Source organism: Chryseobacterium subflavum, assembly GCF_055762745.1.
The window spans coordinates 1,478,251-1,499,714 of sequence record NZ_JBVTMR010000001.1; the positions used below are offsets into that span (position 1 = coordinate 1,478,251).

Here is a 21,464-nt window from a genome sequence, read left to right on the forward strand (position 1 = left end):
AAGGTTCTTTAATGTTAATATATCCTAATGTTCTTTTCATATTTCTTTTTTTGAGGTAACTTAGTATATATAATAAAAAACACCTGAAATGAACACCCCAAACGCAAAATCTGTACAACAAATCACTATTGATGGAAAATCTTATACTTATAGCTCTTTAAGAAACCTGCCGGGAGGTGTGGATCATCTTCCGTTCAGTATCCGTATTCTTCTAGAAAATGTTTTAAGGAATTATGACGGCTTTGGTATTACAGACGAACATATCAATACCTTACTGCAATGGACACCTGCTCCTAATGATAAGGATATCCCTTTTAAACCCGCCAGGATCCTGATGCAGGATTTCACGGGAGTACCTGCAGTAGTAGATATGGCTTCTTTAAGGGCAGAATTTGTGAGGCAGGGAAAAAACGGACAAAAGATCAACCCAGCTATTCCGGTAGATCTGGTTATCGACCATTCCGTTCAGGTAGACTATTTCGGAACCGATTATTCTTATGACCGGAATGTAGAACTGGAGTTTGAAAGGAATAAGGAACGGTATGAAGTCCTGAAATGGGCACAACATGGGTTGAATAATTTTACCGTAGTTCCTCCCGGAATGGGAATATGCCATCAGGTTAACCTGGAATATTTAGCAAAAGGAGTGATCAGCAGAGACGGATGGCTCTTTCCTGATACATTGGTAGGAACAGACTCACATACGCCAATGGTAAACGGAATCGGGGTTATCGCCTGGGGTGTTGGTGGGATAGAAGCGGAAGCAGCTATGCTGGGACAGCCTATTTTCTTTACCTGTCCTGAGGTAGTAGGTTTAAAACTGACAGGAAAAATTCCTGATCATTGTACTGCTACCGATATGGTTCTTTCAATCACAAAGATCCTCAGAAACCAGGGAGTAGTTGGGAAATTTGTGGAAGTCTTTGGTGAAGGGCTTGATCATTTAACGGTTACCGACCGTGCCACCATTTCCAATATGTCTCCGGAATTCGGATGTACGGTTACTTATTTCCCTATCGACTCACGTACTTTGGAATACATGCATGCTACCAACCGGTCTCCGGAACAGATCAAAATTGTTGAGGAATACTGCAAAGAAAATCTTTTATGGAGAACCGGAACGGAAGAAATTAAATATTCATCCGTCGCAGAACTTGATCTGTCGACCCTTGAACCAACGGTATCCGGGCCTAAACGTCCTCAGGATAAAATTTTAGTTAAAGATCTTAGCCAGAGATTTTCTGAAGTTTTAAAAGACGAGCATCATCGTAATTACGAACCTATTTCCAAAAGAACAGAATATGCCTGGTTAGCGGACGGAGGTTCTGGAACGGAATTTACGTTTGGAAAAGTTCCTATTGAAGGAGAACTTCATTCGGAAGTTATTCAGGACTCTTTACGAACTGTAAGAATCAAACAAAATAATTCTGAATTTGTCTTAAGTGACGGAAGCATTGTTATTGCAGCGATTACCAGTTGCACCAACACATCAAACCCTGCTGTTATGGTAGGAGCAGGACTTTTAGCCCGAAATGCTATAGAAAAAGGACTTCGAACAAAATCATGGGTTAAGACATCTCTGGCACCAGGTTCCAAAGTCGTTACAAAATACCTTGAAAGATCCGGACTTAATACAGATCTGGAGGCACTTCGCTTTCATACAGTCGGCTATGGCTGTACCTCATGTATCGGAAATTCAGGACCACTTCCACCTGCTATTGCAACAGCAGTTGATAATGGCGAGCTGGTAGTAGCTTCGGTACTTTCCGGAAACAGGAATTTTGAGGCAAGAGTGCATCCGCAGGTTAAGATGAATTTCCTCATGTCACCAATGTTGGTTGTTGCCTATGCTTTGGTTGGACATGTTGATATCAATTTAATTACAGACCCTCTGGATTATGATCCGAATGGGCAGCCTGTCTATTTAAAAGACATCTGGCCTTCACGCGAAGAGATCCAAAGAACGATCAATGAGTGTATGAAACAGGAAGATTTTGAAGACGTTTATAATGTAATCTTTGATGGTTCAGAAGACTGGCAGGATCTTGAAGTTAACCTGGATCAGAATTTCGAATGGAACAAAAGCTCAACCTATATCAAAGAAGCTCCTTTTTTTGAAAATATCAAGGCTCAGCCGGATCCTGTAACCGATATAAAAAATGCAAAAGTGCTGCTGTATCTCGGAGACTCTGTAACCACCGATCACATTTCACCGGCCGGATCTTTTAAAGAAGACTCTGCGGCAGGAAGTTATCTGAAAGCCAATAATGTAAACAAAGAAGATTTTAATTCTTATGGTTCCAGAAGAGGAAATCATGAAGTGATGATGCGCGGAACTTTTGCCAACGTAAGGATAAAAAATAAAATAGCTGACAGAGAGGGTGGATACAGTCGTTATTTACCTACAGGAGAAGTTAAAACGGTTTTTGATACCGCCATGCAATACCAAAAAGACCATACACCGCTGATTATTTTAGCGGGTAAAGAATATGGATCAGGATCCTCCCGTGACTGGGCTGCAAAAGGAACTTTCCTGTTAGGTGTAAAAGCGGTGATCGCTGAAAGCTTTGAACGTATCCATAGAAGCAATCTGGTTGGAATGGGTGTGGCACCATTGGTTTTCAATGATGGAGAAAATGCAGCCTCTTTAGGATTGGACGGAACGGAAACGTATACCATCACCGGTTTAGAGGAAAACCTGGTTCCGCATAAAATGCTTAATGTAAAAGCTGTACACCCTTCAGGAAAAGAAACAGTATTTACCGTTAAGGCAAGATTAGATTCGGCAATAGAAATTGAATATTATAAAAACCAGGGAATATTACAGTACGTTTTACGGGATTATTTAAAAAATAATTAATCTCCGGAATCCGGACTATACGATGGAATGAAAACAAGTGCAGGCATCTTATTATTTAAAAAAGAAAATAACCATCTGTTTTATTTTCTGGTTCATCCGGGAGGCCCCTTCTGGAAGAATAAAGATAAAGGTGCCTGGTCCATTCCCAAAGGAGAAATAGAACAGGGGGAAGATCCTCTGGAACGGGCCCGCATAGAATTTAAAGAGGAAACCGGACAATCTATAGAAGGAGAATTCATAGAACTGACTCCCATCCGGCAGAAAGGAGGTAAAACAGTGCATGCCTGGGCAATAGAAACAGATATTGAAACGACACAGCTTTTCAGCAATTTTTTACAAATAGAATGGCCGCCAAGATCAGGAAAACGTATGGAAATACCGGAGGTAGACCAATGGGAATGGTTCGATTCAGAAGAAGCAAAAATACGTATTAATCCAGCGCAGGTGTTGTTCCTTTCAGAACTGGAGGAACTGTTGCAAAAGTAAGATTACAATTCTTTAATCAATCGAAAAGTAAGGTTGATCCGGGGTTGCATAGGCTTGGTTGATTTCGCAATTCTATGTTCCCAGTTAACCTGCAAATTACCTTTCATGATCAACAGCGATCCATGCGAAAGAGGGAGGCTGTATTTTAAATGATGATCATCCACTTTACGGAAATCAAAATTTCTGACCTGTCCAAGACTCAGAGAAGCGATTACAGGCCGGTTCCCCAACTCACTGTCTCTGTCCCTGTGCCACGCAACGGAATCATTGCCATTTCTGTATAGGTTCAGTAATACCGAATTGAATGTATATCCGGTTGTCTGTTCCAAACGCTGTTTCAATGCCAGTAATTCAGGGGACCATGGATTAACCACAACACGGGTACCACTTAACTGATAAGATTTGCCTTCGTCTCCATACCAAGCGGTCAGGCGTGGCGTCAAAACTTCTTTGTCATACATTTTCTGAGTCGTCTGGATCCATGGGGCAGTTTCCATTAAAAACTCCTGAAGCTCTTTTGCTTCCTGTTGTGATAGGAAATGATCTGTATATTCCAATAACTCTTTAGGAAACTGGTAATATTCTTCTGCATCAAATAAGCTAAGCTGGTCCATTGTAAGAAATTAAAAAAATATCCTTCACCGGTAAATAATCTGGTAAAGGATATTTTAATATTTTAAATTTTAATCAAGAGGCTTTCTGCCTGAAATAATATTATAAAGAACGACAATAATGGCAATAACCAATAAAACATGAACTAAATATCCGGTACTTATTCCGGGTATAACGTTTAGCATTCCTAAAAGCCAAACAACAATACAAATAACTGCGACTAACCATAATAAACTTCTCATAACTGTATATTTTAAGTGATTTATTTTATTAAAGCATACCTTATGCCTTTTGTTATTCAATTTTTATCCTGAATTCAGAACCTCAATACGTTTCTTTCGTTGGTTACTCCTCTTTTCTAAAACTTACAACCTGATATTCACCATCCGAACAAAACTTTTTACAACTTTCATCATCAAATTTATCAGGAGCTTTCAGAAAAGCCTCAATGTGTTTTTGACTTTCTTCCGTATTAGCTGGGGTAATAATGATATGATAATCCTTCAATACCGTTTCATCAGCTTTTTTTAAAGATTCTTTTTTATGCTGAACTGCTTCGTTGTACTCCATATTGCTTTTTTATTACTTTTCAAAGATAAGTCTGCCCTCAAACGGCTCACTCCAACTGATAAAAATACGGTCATTCAGTCTTCTTATCATAGCCTGTATAACCTCGTAACTTCCATCTTCATTTCTTTTCTCTACAGTAAGATTCGAGCCTTCCCCGATTTCTGTTTTTTTGTATTCAACCTGATATCGTCCGTCATCAGTTGGTACAAAATCTTCTTTATGTAAATTTCGATGTGCCATGATATAAAGTATAAGAATTCGGTTTATATAAAGAATAAATTATGCCATTTTTTACAAATATGTTATTTTTTTTTCACTTTTAACATACAACACAGCAATCAATCCCATTATCAATAGCATATCTGCAGGATTTCATATATTTTGATAATCAATCATTTATAAGGTAATTCAACTTAAAACGGATTTCTTTTATCATCACTACAATCCTGATACCTTTTGATTAAGATTTTTGATATCTTTCCGCAATTCCAGAAACATATCTTTTATACTTTGGGTGTGGTCTTCATTTTCAAATTCCCGGATCGAAATTCCACAGGCATATTCCCAAACTTCCAGTAAATCACTCAAAATAATATCATAAGGCTCATAAAATGGATTGTCAGCCGCTATATGAAGTGCATTTTCTTTTCTGGATTTAAATCTTTTATAAGTAATTCCATCATTTAACGTTACGAAAATGTATGTTTTATCAGGCTTCAGGTCTTCTGTTTTTTCAATGTATTTTCCGACAATATAAGAACCATCTTTAAAAGGCGGCATCGAATCTCCTTCTACAGGAAAAGCCCTGTATTTTCCATTTGTAAGAAAGGGTAGGGAGATATTCTGGAGGCTTTCAATGTACCCTGGATCGGTATATCCGGACAGGTATCCCATCGATGCTTTCTGAGGAATAATTTCAATGCTGTTATTTCCTGATTGATCAACTACGACAGGAAGCACAATTCTGTTATCGGGAAGATTAATAATATCATTTAATGGATATTTCTTAAGGTCTATCGTTACCATCAGATCGATACTTACCCTGTAATACCTGGACATCTTAATCAATAGCTCTATCGGAGGTTGCGAAGCGCCATCTTCATACTTCGCATACCGTCCGCGCGTGATTGATAAGTTATCTGCTACGGATTGTTGAGATAATTTCAATTGATCTCTCAAATACCTTATGTTTTCTGCTAAAATTGACATTGCTATAAATTATATCAACAAATATAATAATTTTGATACAAATTGTAACTAATTTTGTTTCGTGGAACGATCGATTGTACATATGGACCTGGATACATTTTTTGTATCCTGTGAGCGTCTTAATAACTCAGAACTTAACGGAATCCCTCTGATCATAGGAGGTGGGGACCGTGGGGTAGTAGCCTCGTGTTCCTATGAAGCAAGAAAGTTTGGAGTACGCTCTGCCATGCCGATAAGAATGGCACTTAAGCTCTGCCCTGATGCTAAAGTGATCCGTGGAGATCATGAAATGTATTCCAACTTGTCCCATCTGGTAACAGAGGTCATTCAAAGTAAGGTTCCGGTAATGGAAAAGGCGAGTATTGATGAATTTTATCTCGACCTGTCCGGAATGGATCAGTTTTTCGGATGCTATCAGTGGACTACAGAAATTGCTGCTGCCGTCACAAAAGAAACGGGGCTTCCCATCAGCTTTGCATTATCCAACAACAAAACCGTCTCAAAAATCGGAAGTGGGGAATCTAAACCCCATGGAAAGCTCGAAATAAAGCCGCAGAATATGCAGGGATTTCTTAACCCTTTATCAATAAGGAAGATTCCGATGGTAGGAAATGCTACTTTTCAGCTCCTTTCAAGAATAGGAATCCGCACCATTCATACATTATCTGAAATGCCTGTTCTGGTATTACAACAGATGATCGGAAAAAACGGGATTGAACTCTGGAAAAAAGCCAATGGAATTGATGAGAATCCGGTCATTCCTTATTCGGAAAGGAAATCAATCTCAACGGAAAGAACTTTTTCGAATGATACCATGGATATGGTTTCTTTAAAAGGGCTGATATCGGGAATGGCTGAGCAGCTGGCCTATCAGCTCCGGAAAGAAAGATGGTTGACTTCAACGGTAACGATTAAGATCCGGTATTCCAATTTTGATACGGAGACCAAACAATGTAAAGTATCTTATACTTCTGCAGATCACACCCTTTCACGGGTTGCCCTGGAATTATTCCAAAAAGCCTACACCAGAAGAATGCGCCTTCGTCTGGTAGGATTACGCTTCACAGGACTGGTTCATGGAAACCATCAGATGGATCTTTTCGAAGATACCGAAAAGCTGATGAATCTTTATCAGTCGATGGATTATATCAAAAATCGTTTTGGAGCCCAGGCTGTCGGCAGAGCTTCCGGATTTGATTTAGAAAATAAAAACAGATTATTCTAACGCTATGTTTCTCAATTGTCATTCTTTCCACAGCCTTCGTTATGGCACACTATCCATCAAAGAGCTGGTAAAACAAGCTCAGGAATCAGGAGTCCGGGAATTGGTTTTAACGGATATCAATACCATTACCGGAATCTACGAATTTAAAACGTTATGTGACCAATGTGGTATAAAACCCATCGCCGGAGTTGAAATAAGGAAAGAGGGTAGGCTTCTTTATATCGCTATTGCAAAGGAATTCAGCGGGATTGGAGAGATCAACCAAATGATTACGGATTATAACTGCAATGGAAAAGACCTCACGGAAGCCGCTCCGCAATTTGCCAATGTATTTGTGATCTATCCTAAAGAAAATATTCCTGAAACACTTAGAGAAAATGAGTTTATAGGGATCCGGGAGGAAGAATTGACACTTCTTATCCGTACTGAATATCAGAACCTCATCCATAAAATGGTGGTACTGCATCCGATAACATTCGCCACCAGAAAGGATTATAACCTGCACTGTATTCTTCGGGCCATAGATAACAATACACTCCTCAGTAAACTGACTGAAGATGGCACCTGCCATAAAACGGAATATTTCAAACGGGAACAAAGTATCCGTGATGCTTTTTATCAGTATCCAGAAATTATTAAAAATACACAGCATATTCTCAATTCCTGTCATTTTGAGTTTGACTATAAGAGAGTTAAAAATAAATTACATTACACCCGGTCCAAAGAAGGAGACCTTAAAATGCTGACCAGACTGGCCTATTTAGGATTAAAAAAACGCTATGGCTTAGATCATGAAATTGCCAGAGCAAGGGTTGAAATGGAGCTTAAAGTAATTGATGAACTCAATTTCAGCTCCTACTTCCTGATCGTCTGGGATATTATAAGATACAGCAACAGAATGGGATTTATGCATGTAGGACGGGGAAGTGGAGCCAACAGTATCGTAAGTTTCTGCCTGGAAATTACGGATATTTGTCCGCTGGAACTGGATCTGTATTTTGAACGCTTCCTCAATCTGAATAGGAAGACCCCTCCAGACTTTGATATTGACTGGAGCTGGCAGGAAAGGGATGCTATTCTGCAATATATTTTTGATCGCTATGGAAAAGAACATGTCGCATTTTGCGGAACTAATGTTGAATTTAAGTACAAATCGATATTGCGTGAAGTAGGAAAGGTTTTTGGTCTGCCAAAAGAAGAACTGGACGAGCTGACCAGCCAACGGATGGAACTGCATGATAAAAACCTGGTTATAGAGCATGTTCATAAATATGGTAAATTATTAGAAAAATTTCCTAATCAAAGGAGTATGCATGCTTGCGGAATTCTGATTTCGGAAGAGCCTATTACCCATTTTACAGCCCTTGAAATGCCTCCTAAAGGATTTCCCATTGTCCAGTTCGATATGAATGTTGCTGAAGATATCGGTTTTGAAAAATTTGATATCCTTTCCCAAAGAGGTTTAGGAACCATTAACGATACCGTTAAGTTGATCAAAAAAACAAGGAATATTGATATAGATATTCGGGATACCTCAATTTCCAAAGATGAAGAAGTGTGTAATGAATATCTGGCACAAGGCAGAACAATAGGTTGTTTTTATATTGAAAGTCCTGCCATGCGGGGGCTCTTGCGAAGGTTGAAATGCGATAACTATAAAATTTTAGTGGCGGCTTCTTCCATTATCAGACCCGGTGTTGCCCAAAGCGGAATGATGCGCGAATACATCTTCCGGCATAACCATCCCGACCAGTTTGAATATTTTCATTCCGTATTTGAAGAACATCTGAAAGAAACTTATGGAATCATGGTGTATCAGGAAGATGTGATCAAAATTTCCCAGTATTTTGGAGGATTAACATTAGCAGATGGAGATATTCTCCGGAGAGCGATGAGCGGGAAAGGCCGCTCCATTGAAAAGCTTCGGGAAGTAAAAGCAAATTTCTTTAAATCCTGTGAAGATAAAGGACATTCGTTGGAACTGACTGCTGAAGCATACCGCCAGATAGAATCGTTTGCTGGTTATTCTTTCTGTAAAGCCCATTCGGCTTCCTATGCTGTAGAAAGTTATCAGAGTTTATATCTGAAAGTATATTACCCTCTAGAGTTTATGGTTTCCGTGATCAATAACATGGGTGGATTTTACCGCACCGAGGTGTACATTCATGAAACCAAAATGTCGGGTGGAATTGTCTGCAACCCTTGCGTGAACACCAGTGATTTTCAAACCACCCTGCACGGAAAAGAAATTTATCTCGGGTTAATGCATTTACAGGGGCTTGAAACCAGGATTGCCCATTTTATCGTTGAGGAAAGAGCCAGAAACGGGAATTATAAATCCCTGGAGGATTTTATCCGAAGAGTCCCTGTCGGACTTGAAACCGCACAAATACTTATTTTCATCGGAGCTTTCCGGTTTACCGGAAAACAGAAAAACGAACTACTGGTGGAAGTAAGGATGCTCCTGGTTAATTTCAAACCGGAAAACAGAGGATTGATGCTGATCGAAGAACCTGTTAAGGAATACAAGCTTCCCCGGCTGAAAAGGGAGACTTTTGAAGATGCTTTTGATGAAATTGAAATTCTGGGGTTTACCGTATCATGCAGTCCTTTTGACTTGCTGAAAACCGGTTACAGAGGTTCCGTTTTTGTGAAAGACCTGCTACAGTACCATAAAAAACAGGTGAAAATGCTGGCCTACCTCATCTCCAGAAAACATGTCCCTACCAAAAAAGGAACGATGTATTTCGGAACCTGGATCGATGTGAACGGCGATTACTTTGATACTGCCCATTTTCCGGACAGTCTTGAAAAATATGCATTTCAGGGTGGGGGATGCTATCTTCTTTTAGGAACTGTGGAAGTTGATTTTCATTTTCCGACCATTACGGTTACCAAAATGGCCAAAATGCCATTCATTCCTGATCCAAGATATGCATATGACAAAGAAATGCAATACGATATTCATAAACAGATCAGAGAGGACGTCAGTATGACAAACAGGCTTCCTTATCCCCAAGCCCACGAAATCGGGCTCCCCAGAAACAAGCTTAAATAAATATTTATTTCTTTTTATAAGGCAGATTCCAGATCAGGTCAGCGGCAAGATAATGGACACCACCTTTATGTATGCTGTGGCCGTCTCTGATCAGGTCATCCATATAACCGATATCTACCGTAAAAGGAGAATTGGGAATATCAAACATATAATAAGCAGCAATACGCATTTCCCGGTATCCAAAAGGAGTCCATTCCTTATCCGGCTCATTAAGATGGCTCACAGAAAATAATCCTTCTACGCTAAGCATCAATTTCTGGCTATTCTCTGATGGCAGGCTATAGGTGATCTGGCTTTTAAGACGGGTCCTCAACTGAAAATCTTCTTCCACATTATGGAAGTCAGGATCAAAAAACTTTCTGAATTCCTGTCGCACGGTATTTTTAAGCTTCCATCTTTCTCCGAGATTAAAAGTATATGCATACCTCCCATAGATCCTGAATTCCTGCTCTATACCTTCTTTTTCATAAGGGGAGACCTCATCATATTGAGGCTGACGACGATAACTGAATGCATAACTGTACTGCTGGTGCGGGGCAAACGAATGATACACCTCATGATTCAATACCAGGATCGCCTGCCTGGAAAACAAATTATTCCGGTCCGGTTCACTTTTACGGCCTACCGCAACATAACTTAAAGTTTGCTTTTTCCCCAATGAATCCAGTCTGCGGCGAACACCAAATGCACCCCAGAATGCTGTATTGGCTTCCCCTAAACCCGGCGGGCTGATCTGGGCTTGTAAAAAGAGACTTCCGAACAGCAATAAGGCTCCGGCAATTTTTTTTAATCTCAACGGTCGTTCCCATAAAACATTCTTCATTATCACAAATTTAAAGGCTTTTTAACTCCACGTATTATTTAAATGACTTTTAAAGTGTCGAAAATCGGGACAAAATCTGGAAAAATTCTGGAATCCATGTTATAATTTTAATTAGTCCACCAGATTAATAGACTAATATGATTTATCTCATATCCCTCCTTGGTTAAGATTTGTGAAGAATTAAATACTTTTGACACAGTAAAAAAAATAAACTTTATTCTCATGAATAAAACTTCATCTCATCCTTATTTATGCACGATGACAGCAACGGTATCCATTCAAGACGAATGGAGTACAGGCAACTGTCTTTCACAACACGATCTTATGTTACAATACATGTGTTTTGATTTTATGATGTGCTACATGATGATGAAGTCATAAGCCACCTTTACTGTAGAAATTAAAACCCAATAATTACAGGTTTTTAAACAGAAGTAATTCCCGTACAATTTAACGACTCTATTATAGCCGTCCCGGAAAAGGAGGGAGGAGGATTATTATTTCTTACCGGAAAAAAACAGTAAGCATCCATCTCATTTTTTAACCTACTTAAATTAATATATAATGAAGAAAAACCAATGTAAAATTGGTGCACTGGCCATGATCTTAATTGCAGAATTTGGCTTTGCACAAAACAGGGACAGCCTTTCCACCAAAGAGCAGTCTATAAAAGAAGTCGTGGTGGTAGCCTTTGGAAAACAGAAAAAAGAAGAAATAACAGGATCCGTACAGTCTTTAAAGACAAAAGATATTGCTAATCTCCAAAACGGAAATGTTTTACAGGGAATCGGGGGTAAAGTAGCAGGGGTACAGGTAGTATCCTCAGGTCAGCCAGGTTCACAGCCTGTCATCAGAATGAGAGGAATAGGTTCGATCAATGCTTCAAGTGATCCATTAATCGTATTGGACGGCATTCCTTATAACGGAAACCTTAACAGCATTCCGGGATCTGACATTGAAAGCATCTCCTTTCTTGAAGATGCTTCTTCCAACGCATTATATGGTTCCAGGGGAGCCAATGGTGTGATCATTGTAAACACCAAAAGGGGTAAATCCAAAGGCCTTCATATAGAAGCAGATATCAGAACAGGGGTTAATTTCAGATCTGTTGAAGATTATTCAGTGTATACTTCACCACAGGATTACTACACCGCTTATTATAACCGGGCAAGGATCGGTGAAATTGCCAGATTAACACAACCCGGAGCGGTTCCTTCCGGTACTAACCCTCATGAAGTTGGAATAACTGCTCTGACCAGCTTGAGATACAATGCCTACAATGTCCCTTTCAGTCAAATGATAGGGCAGGATGGTACCTTTAACAAAAGTGCCCAACTTATCTATCAGGACAACTGGAAAAAACTTCTTTTTAAACCCGGATTAAGAAGAGAAGCCAATGTAGGGATCAGCGCCAATAATGACCAGATAAAATCCTATACCTCCCTGAACTATTTAGATGACAAGGGATATCTTATTTCTTCCGGTTTTGAAAGATTCGGAATACGATCCAATCTGGATTATACTATCACCTCAAAGTTAAAACTGATCAGTAGCCTGTCCTATACTTACAGTCAGCAGAATTTTGGTGAATCGGGAGGATTTTCCAATCCGTTCCAGTTTGCAAGAAATATTGCTCCTTTCTATCCTGTTTTCCTTAGGAATGATAATTACCAGATCATTTATGACAATAATGGAAATCCACTCTATGATTACGGGGATTCCAGTGGTCCAAACGGAGCAGAAAGGTCTTATGCTGTCTATGAAAACCCGGTAGCCAATCTTCAGCAGGATAAATTCCGGACAACAAGCAATCTCACCAACATCAATCTGGGCCTCAATTACGAAATTGTCAAAGGATTGGATTTCACCTATAACTTTGGAGCATATCTGGAAAATCTTAAAGACCTCAGATATGGCAATACCGTCGGAGGAACTTCATCATCTGTCGGGGGAACCATCAATATGGGCTCCACATTCAAGCATACATTAAACCATCAGCAGCTCCTTACTTATCAGAAAAAACTAGACAAACATAGTTTCAATATCCTTATTGGGCATGAACTCAATAAAATAAAAAATGAAGGGTTTTCCGGATCAAAACAACAACTGTTATTACCCAACTCGTTATCTTTTGACAATGCTGTAAAAATAACAGATTTATCGGGGAATGGCTATGAATATGCTGTAGAAGGCTACTTTTCCAGATTACTTTATAACTATGATAATAAGTATTTTTTCAATGCCAATATCCGAAGAGACGGATCGTCTGTATTTTCGCCGGATAGCAGATGGGGTACCTTTTATGGTCTGGGAGCTGCATGGAATGTAGCCAAAGAAGATTTCCTTAAAGATAATAAAGTAATCAGCTCCTTAAGGTTAAAAGCTTCATACGGTCAGCAGGGTAATGATAACATATTACTTAATGACGGAACAAGGGATTATTATGCATACCAGGACATCTATGGCATCAATAACTTTGGAAATGACAAGCCCGTTCTTTCCCTTAAAAAACAGGGAAATAAGGACTTAAAATGGGAAACTTCCAAAAACCTGAATGCAGGTTTTGAAATATCCCTGCTACAAAACAGGATCAGCCTGAATGCAGATTATTTCGAAAGAAAAGTATCCGATATGATCTATACGCTTCCATTACCGCCGTCCAATGCCGGATCCTACATAAAGTACGGTAATATCGGCGATATGATCAACAGGGGAGTCCAGGCCAATCTAAGCGCTGAAATCCTGCACTCCGATCAATTCCAATGGAATGTATATGCGAATGCCACCCATTACAAAAATAAAATCACCAGATTACCGGCCGAACAAAGGAATACAGGCCTTGTTTCCGGACTTTTTATCCTTACGGAAGGAGGCGACAGGTATACTTACTATCTTAAAAAATTTGCAGGTGTAGACCCTTCTAACGGAGATGCTTTATGGTACCGTACAGCATTAAACCCTAATACCCAGAAAGAGGAAACAACTGTTACCCGGAATTATAAGGATGCAACAGATTACAATACGGGTAAATCCGCCATTCCAAAAGTATACGGTGGTTTCGGAACTGATTTTACTTATAAAGGTTTTAACCTGGCTGTCAATTTCTCTTATCAGTTCGGTGGATACGGCTATGATGATATTTACAGGTCTTTATTCCATTCTGATAGCTATGCTTCTAATTATTCTACAGATTTAAGCAAAACATGGACACCGGAAAATCCGGGTGCAGAGCTTCCAAGGGTAGATCTTACCTCTACGAATCAGAATGGAAACTCCACGCTTTATCTTATAAAATCGGATTATATCAGTCTTCAGGATGTTACATTATCCTATCAGCTTCCGGACGGATTTCCGCAGCAGGCAGGTTTATCGGGGCTGAAAATTTACGTTACAGGAAACAACCTTTATCTATGGTCTAAAAGAAAAGGTTATGATCCGAGAGCTTCATTAACCGGCGTATCCGATCCATACCGGTACTCTTTAATATCCAGTGTTTCCCTAGGTTTTAAATTAACATTTTAAGAAAATATGAAAACAATACAATACTTTATAGCAGCCCTGTCAATAAGCGTTATGATGACAAGCTGTACCAATGATCTGAATACAGATCCGGATGGAGATATCTCCGGTGAACAGTTGAATAATGATCAGTCAGCACCTGAAAAAATACTGGGTGGAATGTACCTTGATCTCCGCAGTAACGGAGCCGGAGGAACAACTTTACATTCGGATTTTGGAATTATGGCGATAAAAGCAGGATCAGATCTGATGTCTAATGACGTTATCCAGGCTAAAAATCAGCATTTGGGAATGTTTTACAATTATGATGCAACGAATGCCAATAATTCTGCATCCGAATTTGTATGGACTACATTTTATGCGAGAATCTTTATCATCAATAAACTTCTGGATGGTCTGCAGAAAAATGGTAACAATAATAATAAAGCCATTAAAGGACAACTTCTCGCCCTCAGAGCTTACTCCTATTTTTATCTGGTGCGGTTTTACGCCAACGATTACAAAGGACATCAATCGGAGCCGGGAGTTCCTTTGGTCTTAACAAGCAGCAATCCAAACCAGGGACTTCCCAGAGCAATTATATCAGATGTATATAAACAGATTGCCAGTGATATTGAAGAATCTATTATACTTCTGGATAGCTATGCCCGCCCATCCAGAGCCCAGATAGACCAAAGAACGGCAAAAGCTATAGCGTCAGAAGTTTATTTACAGACAGGAGATTACATAAAAGCAGCAAAATATGCTGAAGAAAACAAGCAGGGAATAGCACTGATGACCGAAAATGAGTATACGACAACCGGGTTTTCCAATATCAATAATCCGGAAGTATTGTGGGGTTTCCACAATACGACCTCCACAATGAGTATTGGAAATTATTATGCTTCTTTCTTCTCTATGTTTGATAATACCAATAAAGGATATGCCGGTGCTGCCGGTATCTATAAGCTTATCGACAAAAGGTTGTATGAAGCTATTCCAGAAACGGATTATCGCAAAAAAGTATTCAACGGAGCACAAAGCACTGCCTATACTTTTAATGGAGAAACAAGAAACTATCCTGCATATGTGAGCTGGAAATTTAAAGACCCTACTTTTTTTGAAGGTGATTATATCTATATCAGGGCTTCATCATTATATTACATACAGGCTGAAGCACTGGCCAGACAGGGAAGGGAAGCAGAAGCCAGACAGGTATTGTATGAAATCACTTCGAAAAGAAATAGTGCCTACACGTTATCTACCAAAACCGGAAATGAGCTGATCAATGAAATTATCCTGCAAAAAAGGATAGAATTATGGGGTGAAGGTTATGACTGGTTTGACATGAAAAGACTGAATGTTCCTCTGGAAAGAATATATCCGGGAACCAACCATACGTTTGGCAGATTCAATCTTTCACCCGATAAATTCAGATTCCAGATTCCTAATAAAGAGATCAATAACAATCCACAGATCAAACAAAACGATTAGCAACACACATTCATTCGTATCAACAAATTATTAGCAATTTGTAGCCGGAGTATTTTCACTCCGGCTTTTTTGTATATTACGTCTATGGCAATTCAACTTATAGCCTCGCATTAGCACACATTTTGTTATGATAGATGCTCAGTATTACCATAATGAAATTAATTGATCTCTGGTCAATTCAAAATTAATTTGAAATTGGTGTACTTATTTTATCCTGATTAATTTTTAAAATATGAAATTCCTAACTTATCTGGAGGCCAATAAAAAACTTCTATTTAAAGCAATACTTATGAGTTTAGTGGTGCTGTTTATTCTGTTGAGCCTTTTTGTTACTTTTATTTCTCCCGAATATCTGGACCTCCATATTTCCAGAGAAATACAGGAGAATCAAACCAGGAATCTTGACGCATTAATGATAGGTATCAGCTGGTTGGGAAGAACCCCGGTATCAGTGGTTATGGTTTTCCTTACTGCCCTTGTACTGGTTTTATTACGGTATAGAAAAGAAGCCGTATTTATTGTATCCACATTGTTATCAGGACTTGTAGGCTTAATCCTTAAAATCATCATCAACAGACCGCGTCCTTCCCAGGATCTGGTCGTTCTTTTAGAAAAAACCCAATACCAGAGTTTTCCAAGCGGACACGTTTTATTTTATACCACTTTTTTCGGAGCGCTGATTCTAATTTTCCTTCATATGAAGACCATAAAATATACCGTGCGTATATTCCTTGTTGCCACATGTCTGCTGATGATATTTGCAGGAGCTTTTTCCCGTATTTATCTGGGAGCACATTGGTTTACAGATGTTTTAGGCGGATTTATTGTAGGGATTCTCTGTCTCTTTGCTTTGGGATCCGTCTATGTGAAAAATATAAGAACTGCACCATAAAGTTGCTGAATAGTAAAGTGATATAATGGCGAAAAGGCAAAATTGCATAAAACCGGCTTCTCAAAAAACAAAATTTACAATTCAATAAATCTGCAATTTTACCTTCCAGCTTTATTCGATTCCGGCTTTTCGCTTTTTCGCGATGTAACAATACTTCAAAATGGTATCTTTTTTGCGACCATATCCGTATGAGTTGTTTTATTTCTGCTTATTGAAACTCAGTCCAATAGCAAAACACTCTGAATATTCGTTACACTTTAATTCTTAACATTATGCTTAATTATAACTTAGCTAATCAGGAAATAGCCATCCGCCTGCTTGTTGCTGCTGTATTCGGTGGTCTTGTCGGTTGGGACAGACAAAGGAAAGAAGGGGTGGCAGGTTTAAGAACCCATATGTTGGTTTGTGTAGGTTCTTCTTTAATTATGATTGTTTCTGCCTTTGGCTTTAATGATATTATGGGAAAACCTTCTATTGTGCTCGACCCTTCAAGGATTGCTGCTCAGGTCATCAGTGGAATAGGCTTTTTGGGAGCCGGTACCATTCTTTTTCTCAGACCACAAATTATAATCGGACTTACTACAGCGGCTGGATTGTGGGCTGTTGCAGGTATCGGATTAGCCGTTGGGGGTGGCTTGTATTTTCCAGCCTTCATTGCCACGGTGATCATCCTTGTTATTCTGGCTCTTTTAAAACCATTTGAAAGAAAGCTTTTTAAAAGTACAAAAGGTAAAACCATGACCTTGTTCTATAATTCCGGACTGATCAGCCTTGCTCAGATTGAAAGTATATTCACTAAATATGAGTTGGTTACAAGTGAAATATTCATACACAGCAGTAAGGACAGCTCATCCGATGAACTAAAGGTTACCTTTGATTACAATTCCCCTCCATCTCAAATACTTTCAGCATTAGATGAGTTTAAAACGATTGAAGGGATAACTGAGATTAATTCTCATATCTAATAAATCTTTCTTTAAATTCTTTTTCAACTTTAAGAATTATACAGCAAAATGATCCGCTTCATTTATGCAGATTTATGCATTAAGCAAGATTAATATTGCGATATAATGCAAATTTGCATATTTTCGCAAAACAAATAATTACATTAATGGTCTCTGAAACGGTAAAGAAAGCAAAAATAGCTACCCAGCTTATATTTTTAGTTTGTGGATTGGGAATTGCGAGTTGAGCACCTATGGTTCCCTTTGCTAAAGACAGGCTTAGATTAGATGAAGCCGATTTAGGCTTACTGTTGCTTTTGCTGGGAGGAGGAGCCTTGTTGATGATGCCGTTATCAGGACTCCTGATCAATAAAATAGGGAGCCGGAAAATTATAGCTGTAAGCGTTTTGTTGAGTGCATTACTTCTTCCTTTTCTATTGATTGTATCGGATGTTTATATTATGGGAGCCGTTCTTTTCGCATTCGGGTGCAGCATAGGAACGATTGATGTAGCTATGAATGCTCATGGAGTACAGGTGCAGAATCAATATGGAAAACCTATTATGTCATCCCTACACGGACTCTTTAGTGTTGGCGGGCTTTTCGGTTCTTTAGGACTGGGTTTTCTTATGAAGCTGGGATTAAATCCGATTTATGCGGCAGTAAGTATATCCGTTTTGCTTATTTTCCTTTTGATCATTCAATTCAGATATTTATTTGATCGTGAAACGGAAAGAAAAAGCATTATCCAGTTTTCCCATGTGGATCCTGAAAGTAAAACGACTTCCCGTTTTCAATGGATGGATTCGAGAGTTTTAATTCTGGGGATCATGTGCTTTATGGTTTTTCTCTCCGAAGGAGCTATGTTGGATTGGAGTGCCGTATTTCTAAGAGATGATAAAGGCGTAGAGTCTGAATTTTCAGGGATAGGATATGCTGCTTTTTCTGTAGCCATGGCTGTTATGAGATTATCGGGGGACTCCCTTATCAGCAAATTAAACAGCAGGATAGTGGTCATAGGCGGAAGTATTATTGCTGCAGCGGGAGTAATTATTTTAACGTTTAGTCCATGGGTACCGCTATCTCTTTTTGGCTTTATATTACTCGGATTGGGAGCTGCCAATATCGTTCCTGTATTTTTCAGTGAAGGCGGGAGGATTTCAGGAATTTCTTCCACGGTTGCCATTCCTGCAATTACGACAATAGGTTATGCCGGATCACTGGCAGGTCCTGCTTTACTAGGCTTTATTGCGCATCATTTTTCTTTGACTGCTGCATTTGAAATTATAGCTTTGCTATTTGTTGTGGTCGCCATCATATATAAATTCAGAAATACTTCGTCATCATGTTAAAAGAAGAACGTTTTGAGGTCATCCTGACCCAGCTAAAGAAAAAAAAGAAAGTTATGTTTGAGAGCCTTGCCTCAGATCTTAATGTTTCTGAAGACACGGTACGAAGAGATATAGAGCAGCTTCACCGCAATGGTCTTTTATCCAAGGTTCGTGGAGGTGCTATTTTAAGAGAGAAAGATCCGCTATCTTTTCATGACAGGCAGTCTTTTTTGGCCGAGGAGAAAAATGTAATTGCTTTAAAAGCTCAGCAATTCATTAAGGATGGGATGACCCTCTTTTTAGATGGGGGAACAACCCTCTGTGCAGTTGCGAATTATATGCCGGCAACTATCAATATCCGGGTTATAACGAACAACACCTCGCTTATTCCTATACTTAGTAAATTCAAAAGGGTAGAACTGATTCTGTTGGGAGGAATTTATGATAATGATTTAGCCGTTACTACAGGAAATGCAACCTGTCATGAAGCGTCCCGGTTTATTGCAGATCTTTTCATCATGGGAACCTGTGCAATAGATGCAGATTTTGGTGCATCAGCAACTTCTATGACTGATGCGGAAACCAAAAGAACCATGATCAGATCATCAAAAAAAACAATTGCACTCGCCAATCAAAATAAACTCCGACGGACAGAACCCCTTAAAATCTGTGATATTTCAGATCTTGATGTATTAATTACAGATCTATCTGCCGATCATGATGAACTGGAATCTTTCCGGAGGTTAAATGTTCAGATTGTGTAGAGAACAGTATTATAAACTGTACGATTGAATGTTAAAAATCAATCTAAAAGCTTATGTTACCGTCATTCTTTTTCTAGGACAAACGGCTTTTTCTTTTCAGCCGATTCTCTATAATTAAAAAATACATAATATTATAAGTAAGATAAGTCATATTTATCATGATAACAAAATCAACCTGCTATTGAGCAGGTTGATTTTGTTATCAATATTCCGGAGCACACTTCTCTCTATTTTATCCATCCAAAATAAATCGAAATGGGCATCATCGCCAATGTAAATGGTATTATAACGGCAAAAGCATAACCCAAATTGAGAATCAGGCAATTGAATTTATTGGGGTTACCACCAAGAGAACGGAATGCACTTTGGAAGCCATGGGCCAAATGCCAGGCAAGGGATGAACATCCAATTAGGTATATAACCACTTCAACAGGATTCGTGAATTTATCAATCATCATTTGGTACAAGGGAAGTTCTTCGCCCGACTGAAACTGATGAATTCGATTAGGAATCCAAAAATTTCGGGTGTGAATAACCAGGAATAACAAAAGCAATGTCCCTAATAAAGTCATGCTTTTACTATACCATGTAACTCCTGACAGCCTTTTTTCTATTGCATAACCAACCGGCCTGGCTTTTTTATTCTTATACCACAGCATATATCCCTGGGCAATATGAATAATAAATCCAATAACCAGAAATACCTCAATCGTCCTGATTATAGGATTGGTAGCCATAAAATGGGCTCCGATTCCAAATGTTTCCCCATGATCATTATAAAAAATAAGCGCATTAACCGAAGCATGTACAATAAGAAAGCTGATTAGAAATAAACCGCTTAATGCCATTACAACTTTTCTTCCTATGGAAGTTGTGATCAGGGTATTTTTCTGATAGTTCATAGCTGCTTTTCTGAGATAATGTAAGATCTTCCGGATAATCAACGCCTGTTTTCGGGCTTTGCAATCCATTCAGAATATTTGATCACTCCTACATAAGCAGGATGTTCCGGAACCAGTGTCTTTTCTTCCAGTATAGCTCCTGAATAAGGTGCAGCCGTATCTGTTTCAACCTGAATATCTTTTCCGGTTGATACAATATATTGCTTTATCCAGTCATCCAGTCTTATTTGATCCGGACCTCCTATTTCAATCATTTCATTGACGGGTTTTTCAACTGCGATTTTACTCATAAATGCAGCGACTTCAGCACTTGCCATAGGCTGAACAAATGCATCTGAAAGCCATACTTTTCCGTCTGATGTTCCTATCGTTGCAATCCCTCCCGCAAATTCAAAAAATTGTGTGGCATGAACAATGGTAAATGGTATTCCAGACTCTCTGATCATATCTTCCTGAGTTTGCTTAGCCCTAAAATATCCACTCTCTTGCAATTTATCTGTTCCTACTACTGATAGCGCAACATAATGCTGCAGTCCGGCTTTCTTTGTCGCGGACAACAAATTATGGGTGGAAGTTTTGAAAAAGGTCATCACATCATCATCTGCGAATGATGGTGAATTCGATACATCAATCACTACATGAGCTTCTTTAAGGGCCTCATCAAGACCTTCTCCGGTAATTGTATTAACGCCGGAACTTGGTGAAGCAGAGATAACTTCATGTTCATTTTTAAGAATATTTGTTAGCTGACTTCCTATAAGTCCGCTACCTCCGATGATTACAATTTTCATTTTTT

18 protein-coding genes are annotated in these 21,464 nt (G+C 39.0%); 10 read left to right on the forward strand and 8 right to left on the reverse strand.

The genetic code is table 11. From position 1 onward, the window contains the following. Window positions 1-88: 88 nt before the first annotated feature. Together acnA and AC0INN_RS06435 are read left to right on the forward strand one after the other, a co-directional pair. Window positions 89-2,860 (forward strand): aconitate hydratase AcnA, encoded by a 2,772-nt coding sequence (acnA, locus tag AC0INN_RS06430; RefSeq protein ID WP_306612371.1) that lies wholly within the window; start codon window positions 89-91, stop codon window positions 2,858-2,860. A 27-nt stretch (window positions 2,861-2,887) separates the two neighbouring features. After that, entirely contained in the window at window positions 2,888-3,346 is a 459-nt protein-coding gene (locus AC0INN_RS06435; RefSeq protein ID WP_306612373.1) for an NUDIX hydrolase, read from the forward strand. A 2-nt stretch (window positions 3,347-3,348) separates the two neighbouring features. Here AC0INN_RS06435 and AC0INN_RS06440 read toward each other — a convergent pair whose 3' ends face one another. The 5 genes from AC0INN_RS06440 to AC0INN_RS06460 form a co-directional block, all read right to left on the reverse strand. After that, complete coding sequence (locus tag AC0INN_RS06440) at window positions 3,349-3,960, reverse strand: alpha-ketoglutarate-dependent dioxygenase AlkB family protein (protein ID WP_273648053.1); 612 nt, start codon at window positions 3,958-3,960, stop codon at window positions 3,349-3,351. 69 nt (window positions 3,961-4,029) lie between these two features. Further along, on the reverse strand, window positions 4,030-4,200 hold the full coding sequence (locus AC0INN_RS06445) for a lmo0937 family membrane protein (RefSeq protein WP_172282659.1): 171 nt from the start codon (window positions 4,198-4,200) through the stop codon (window positions 4,030-4,032). A gap of 103 nt (window positions 4,201-4,303) precedes the next feature. Then, window positions 4,304-4,528, reverse strand: coding sequence for a hypothetical protein (locus AC0INN_RS06450; protein WP_172282657.1), 225 nt, complete (start codon window positions 4,526-4,528; stop codon window positions 4,304-4,306). A 12-nt stretch (window positions 4,529-4,540) separates the two neighbouring features. Continuing rightward, window positions 4,541-4,768, reverse strand: a complete 228-nt coding sequence (locus tag AC0INN_RS06455; protein ID WP_306612377.1) for a glutathione synthase — start codon at window positions 4,766-4,768, stop codon at window positions 4,541-4,543. Window positions 4,769-4,966: 198 nt separating this feature from the next. Beyond that, window positions 4,967-5,737 carry an XRE family transcriptional regulator gene (locus AC0INN_RS06460; RefSeq protein WP_306612379.1) on the reverse strand — a complete coding sequence of 257 codons (771 nt, stop codon included), beginning with the start codon at window positions 5,735-5,737 and terminating at the stop codon, window positions 4,967-4,969. Window positions 5,738-5,798: 61 nt separating this feature from the next. Between AC0INN_RS06460 and dinB the strand changes: the two genes are divergently transcribed. Together dinB and AC0INN_RS06470 are read left to right on the forward strand one after the other, a co-directional pair. Further along, window positions 5,799-6,962, forward strand: coding sequence for a DNA polymerase IV (gene dinB / locus AC0INN_RS06465; protein ID WP_306612381.1), 1,164 nt, complete (start codon window positions 5,799-5,801; stop codon window positions 6,960-6,962). A gap of 4 nt (window positions 6,963-6,966) precedes the next feature. After that, window positions 6,967-10,020: a DNA polymerase III subunit alpha gene (locus tag AC0INN_RS06470; RefSeq protein ID WP_306612383.1), complete on the forward strand. Its 3,054-nt coding sequence runs from the start codon at window positions 6,967-6,969 to the stop codon at window positions 10,018-10,020. A 4-nt stretch (window positions 10,021-10,024) separates the two neighbouring features. Here AC0INN_RS06470 and AC0INN_RS06475 read toward each other — a convergent pair whose 3' ends face one another. Further along, window positions 10,025-10,843 (reverse strand): DUF2490 domain-containing protein, encoded by an 819-nt coding sequence (locus tag AC0INN_RS06475; RefSeq protein ID WP_306612385.1) that lies wholly within the window; start codon window positions 10,841-10,843, stop codon window positions 10,025-10,027. A 564-nt stretch (window positions 10,844-11,407) separates the two neighbouring features. Between AC0INN_RS06475 and AC0INN_RS06480 the strand changes: the two genes are divergently transcribed. From AC0INN_RS06480 to AC0INN_RS06505, 6 genes are all read left to right on the forward strand, one after another. Beyond that, window positions 11,408-14,365, forward strand: a complete 2,958-nt coding sequence (locus AC0INN_RS06480; RefSeq protein WP_273648060.1) for a SusC/RagA family TonB-linked outer membrane protein — start codon at window positions 11,408-11,410, stop codon at window positions 14,363-14,365. 6 nt (window positions 14,366-14,371) lie between these two features. After that, complete coding sequence (locus AC0INN_RS06485) at window positions 14,372-15,835, forward strand: RagB/SusD family nutrient uptake outer membrane protein (RefSeq protein WP_306612388.1); 1,464 nt, start codon at window positions 14,372-14,374, stop codon at window positions 15,833-15,835. Window positions 15,836-16,067: 232 nt separating this feature from the next. Next, the gene (locus AC0INN_RS06490) at window positions 16,068-16,727 is read left to right on the forward strand and encodes a phosphatase PAP2 family protein (protein ID WP_273648062.1); all 660 of its coding nucleotides are present in this window, start codon (window positions 16,068-16,070) and stop codon (window positions 16,725-16,727) included. Window positions 16,728-16,999: 272 nt separating this feature from the next. Next, window positions 17,000-17,692, forward strand: coding sequence for an MgtC/SapB family protein (locus tag AC0INN_RS06495; protein WP_172282632.1), 693 nt, complete (start codon window positions 17,000-17,002; stop codon window positions 17,690-17,692). 233 nt (window positions 17,693-17,925) lie between these two features. Then, on the forward strand, window positions 17,926-19,023 hold the full coding sequence (locus AC0INN_RS06500) for an MFS transporter (RefSeq protein WP_306612390.1): 1,098 nt from the start codon (window positions 17,926-17,928) through the stop codon (window positions 19,021-19,023). Further along, complete coding sequence (locus AC0INN_RS06505) at window positions 19,017-19,766, forward strand: DeoR/GlpR family DNA-binding transcription regulator (protein WP_273648063.1); 750 nt, start codon at window positions 19,017-19,019, stop codon at window positions 19,764-19,766. Before AC0INN_RS06500 ends, AC0INN_RS06505 begins: the two co-directional genes overlap by 7 nt. Window positions 19,767-19,993: 227 nt before the next feature. Here the strand turns inward: AC0INN_RS06505 and AC0INN_RS06510 are convergent, their stop codons facing one another. Together AC0INN_RS06510 and AC0INN_RS06515 are read right to left on the reverse strand one after the other, a co-directional pair. Continuing rightward, a complete protein-coding gene (locus AC0INN_RS06510) occupies window positions 19,994-20,737 on the reverse strand; it encodes a succinate dehydrogenase cytochrome b subunit (protein ID WP_273648064.1) in 744 nt (247 codons plus the stop codon). Further along, complete coding sequence (locus AC0INN_RS06515; RefSeq protein WP_273648065.1) at window positions 20,707-21,459, reverse strand: SDR family oxidoreductase; 753 nt, start codon at window positions 21,457-21,459, stop codon at window positions 20,707-20,709. The genes AC0INN_RS06510 and AC0INN_RS06515 overlap by 31 nt, the downstream gene beginning before the upstream one ends. Between the last annotated feature and the right edge of the window lie 5 nt (window positions 21,460-21,464).

What these genes read in the sequence shown, in the direction of transcription:
- AC0INN_RS06445 (WP_172282659.1), bottom strand. Translation starts at nt 4,200, where the DNA reads ATGAGAAGTTTATTATGGTTAGTCGCAGTTATTTGTATTGTTGTTTGG.
- AC0INN_RS06460 (WP_306612379.1), bottom strand. Translation starts at nt 5,737, where the DNA reads ATGTCAATTTTAGCAGAAAACATAAGGTATTTGAGAGATCAATTGAAA.
- AC0INN_RS06490 (WP_273648062.1), top strand. Translation starts at nt 16,068, where the DNA reads ATGAAATTCCTAACTTATCTGGAGGCCAATAAAAAACTTCTATTTAAA.
- AC0INN_RS06505 (WP_273648063.1), top strand. Translation starts at nt 19,017, where the DNA reads ATGTTAAAAGAAGAACGTTTTGAGGTCATCCTGACCCAGCTAAAGAAA.
- AC0INN_RS06495 (WP_172282632.1), top strand. Translation starts at nt 17,000, where the DNA reads ATGCTTAATTATAACTTAGCTAATCAGGAAATAGCCATCCGCCTGCTT.
- AC0INN_RS06470 (WP_306612383.1), top strand. Translation starts at nt 6,967, where the DNA reads ATGTTTCTCAATTGTCATTCTTTCCACAGCCTTCGTTATGGCACACTA.
- AC0INN_RS06480 (WP_273648060.1), top strand. Translation starts at nt 11,408, where the DNA reads ATGAAGAAAAACCAATGTAAAATTGGTGCACTGGCCATGATCTTAATT.
- AC0INN_RS06510 (WP_273648064.1), bottom strand. Translation starts at nt 20,737, where the DNA reads ATGGATTGCAAAGCCCGAAAACAGGCGTTGATTATCCGGAAGATCTTA.
- AC0INN_RS06450 (WP_172282657.1), bottom strand. Translation starts at nt 4,528, where the DNA reads ATGGAGTACAACGAAGCAGTTCAGCATAAAAAAGAATCTTTAAAAAAA.
- acnA (WP_306612371.1), top strand. Translation starts at nt 89, where the DNA reads ATGAACACCCCAAACGCAAAATCTGTACAACAAATCACTATTGATGGA.
- AC0INN_RS06515 (WP_273648065.1), bottom strand. Translation starts at nt 21,459, where the DNA reads ATGAAAATTGTAATCATCGGAGGTAGCGGACTTATAGGAAGTCAGCTA.
- AC0INN_RS06435 (WP_306612373.1), top strand. Translation starts at nt 2,888, where the DNA reads ATGAAAACAAGTGCAGGCATCTTATTATTTAAAAAAGAAAATAACCAT.
- AC0INN_RS06485 (WP_306612388.1), top strand. Translation starts at nt 14,372, where the DNA reads ATGAAAACAATACAATACTTTATAGCAGCCCTGTCAATAAGCGTTATG.
- AC0INN_RS06440 (WP_273648053.1), bottom strand. Translation starts at nt 3,960, where the DNA reads ATGGACCAGCTTAGCTTATTTGATGCAGAAGAATATTACCAGTTTCCT.
- AC0INN_RS06455 (WP_306612377.1), bottom strand. Translation starts at nt 4,768, where the DNA reads ATGGCACATCGAAATTTACATAAAGAAGATTTTGTACCAACTGATGAC.
- AC0INN_RS06475 (WP_306612385.1), bottom strand. Translation starts at nt 10,843, where the DNA reads ATGAAGAATGTTTTATGGGAACGACCGTTGAGATTAAAAAAAATTGCC.
- AC0INN_RS06500 (WP_306612390.1), top strand. Translation starts at nt 17,926, where the DNA reads ATGGTTCCCTTTGCTAAAGACAGGCTTAGATTAGATGAAGCCGATTTA.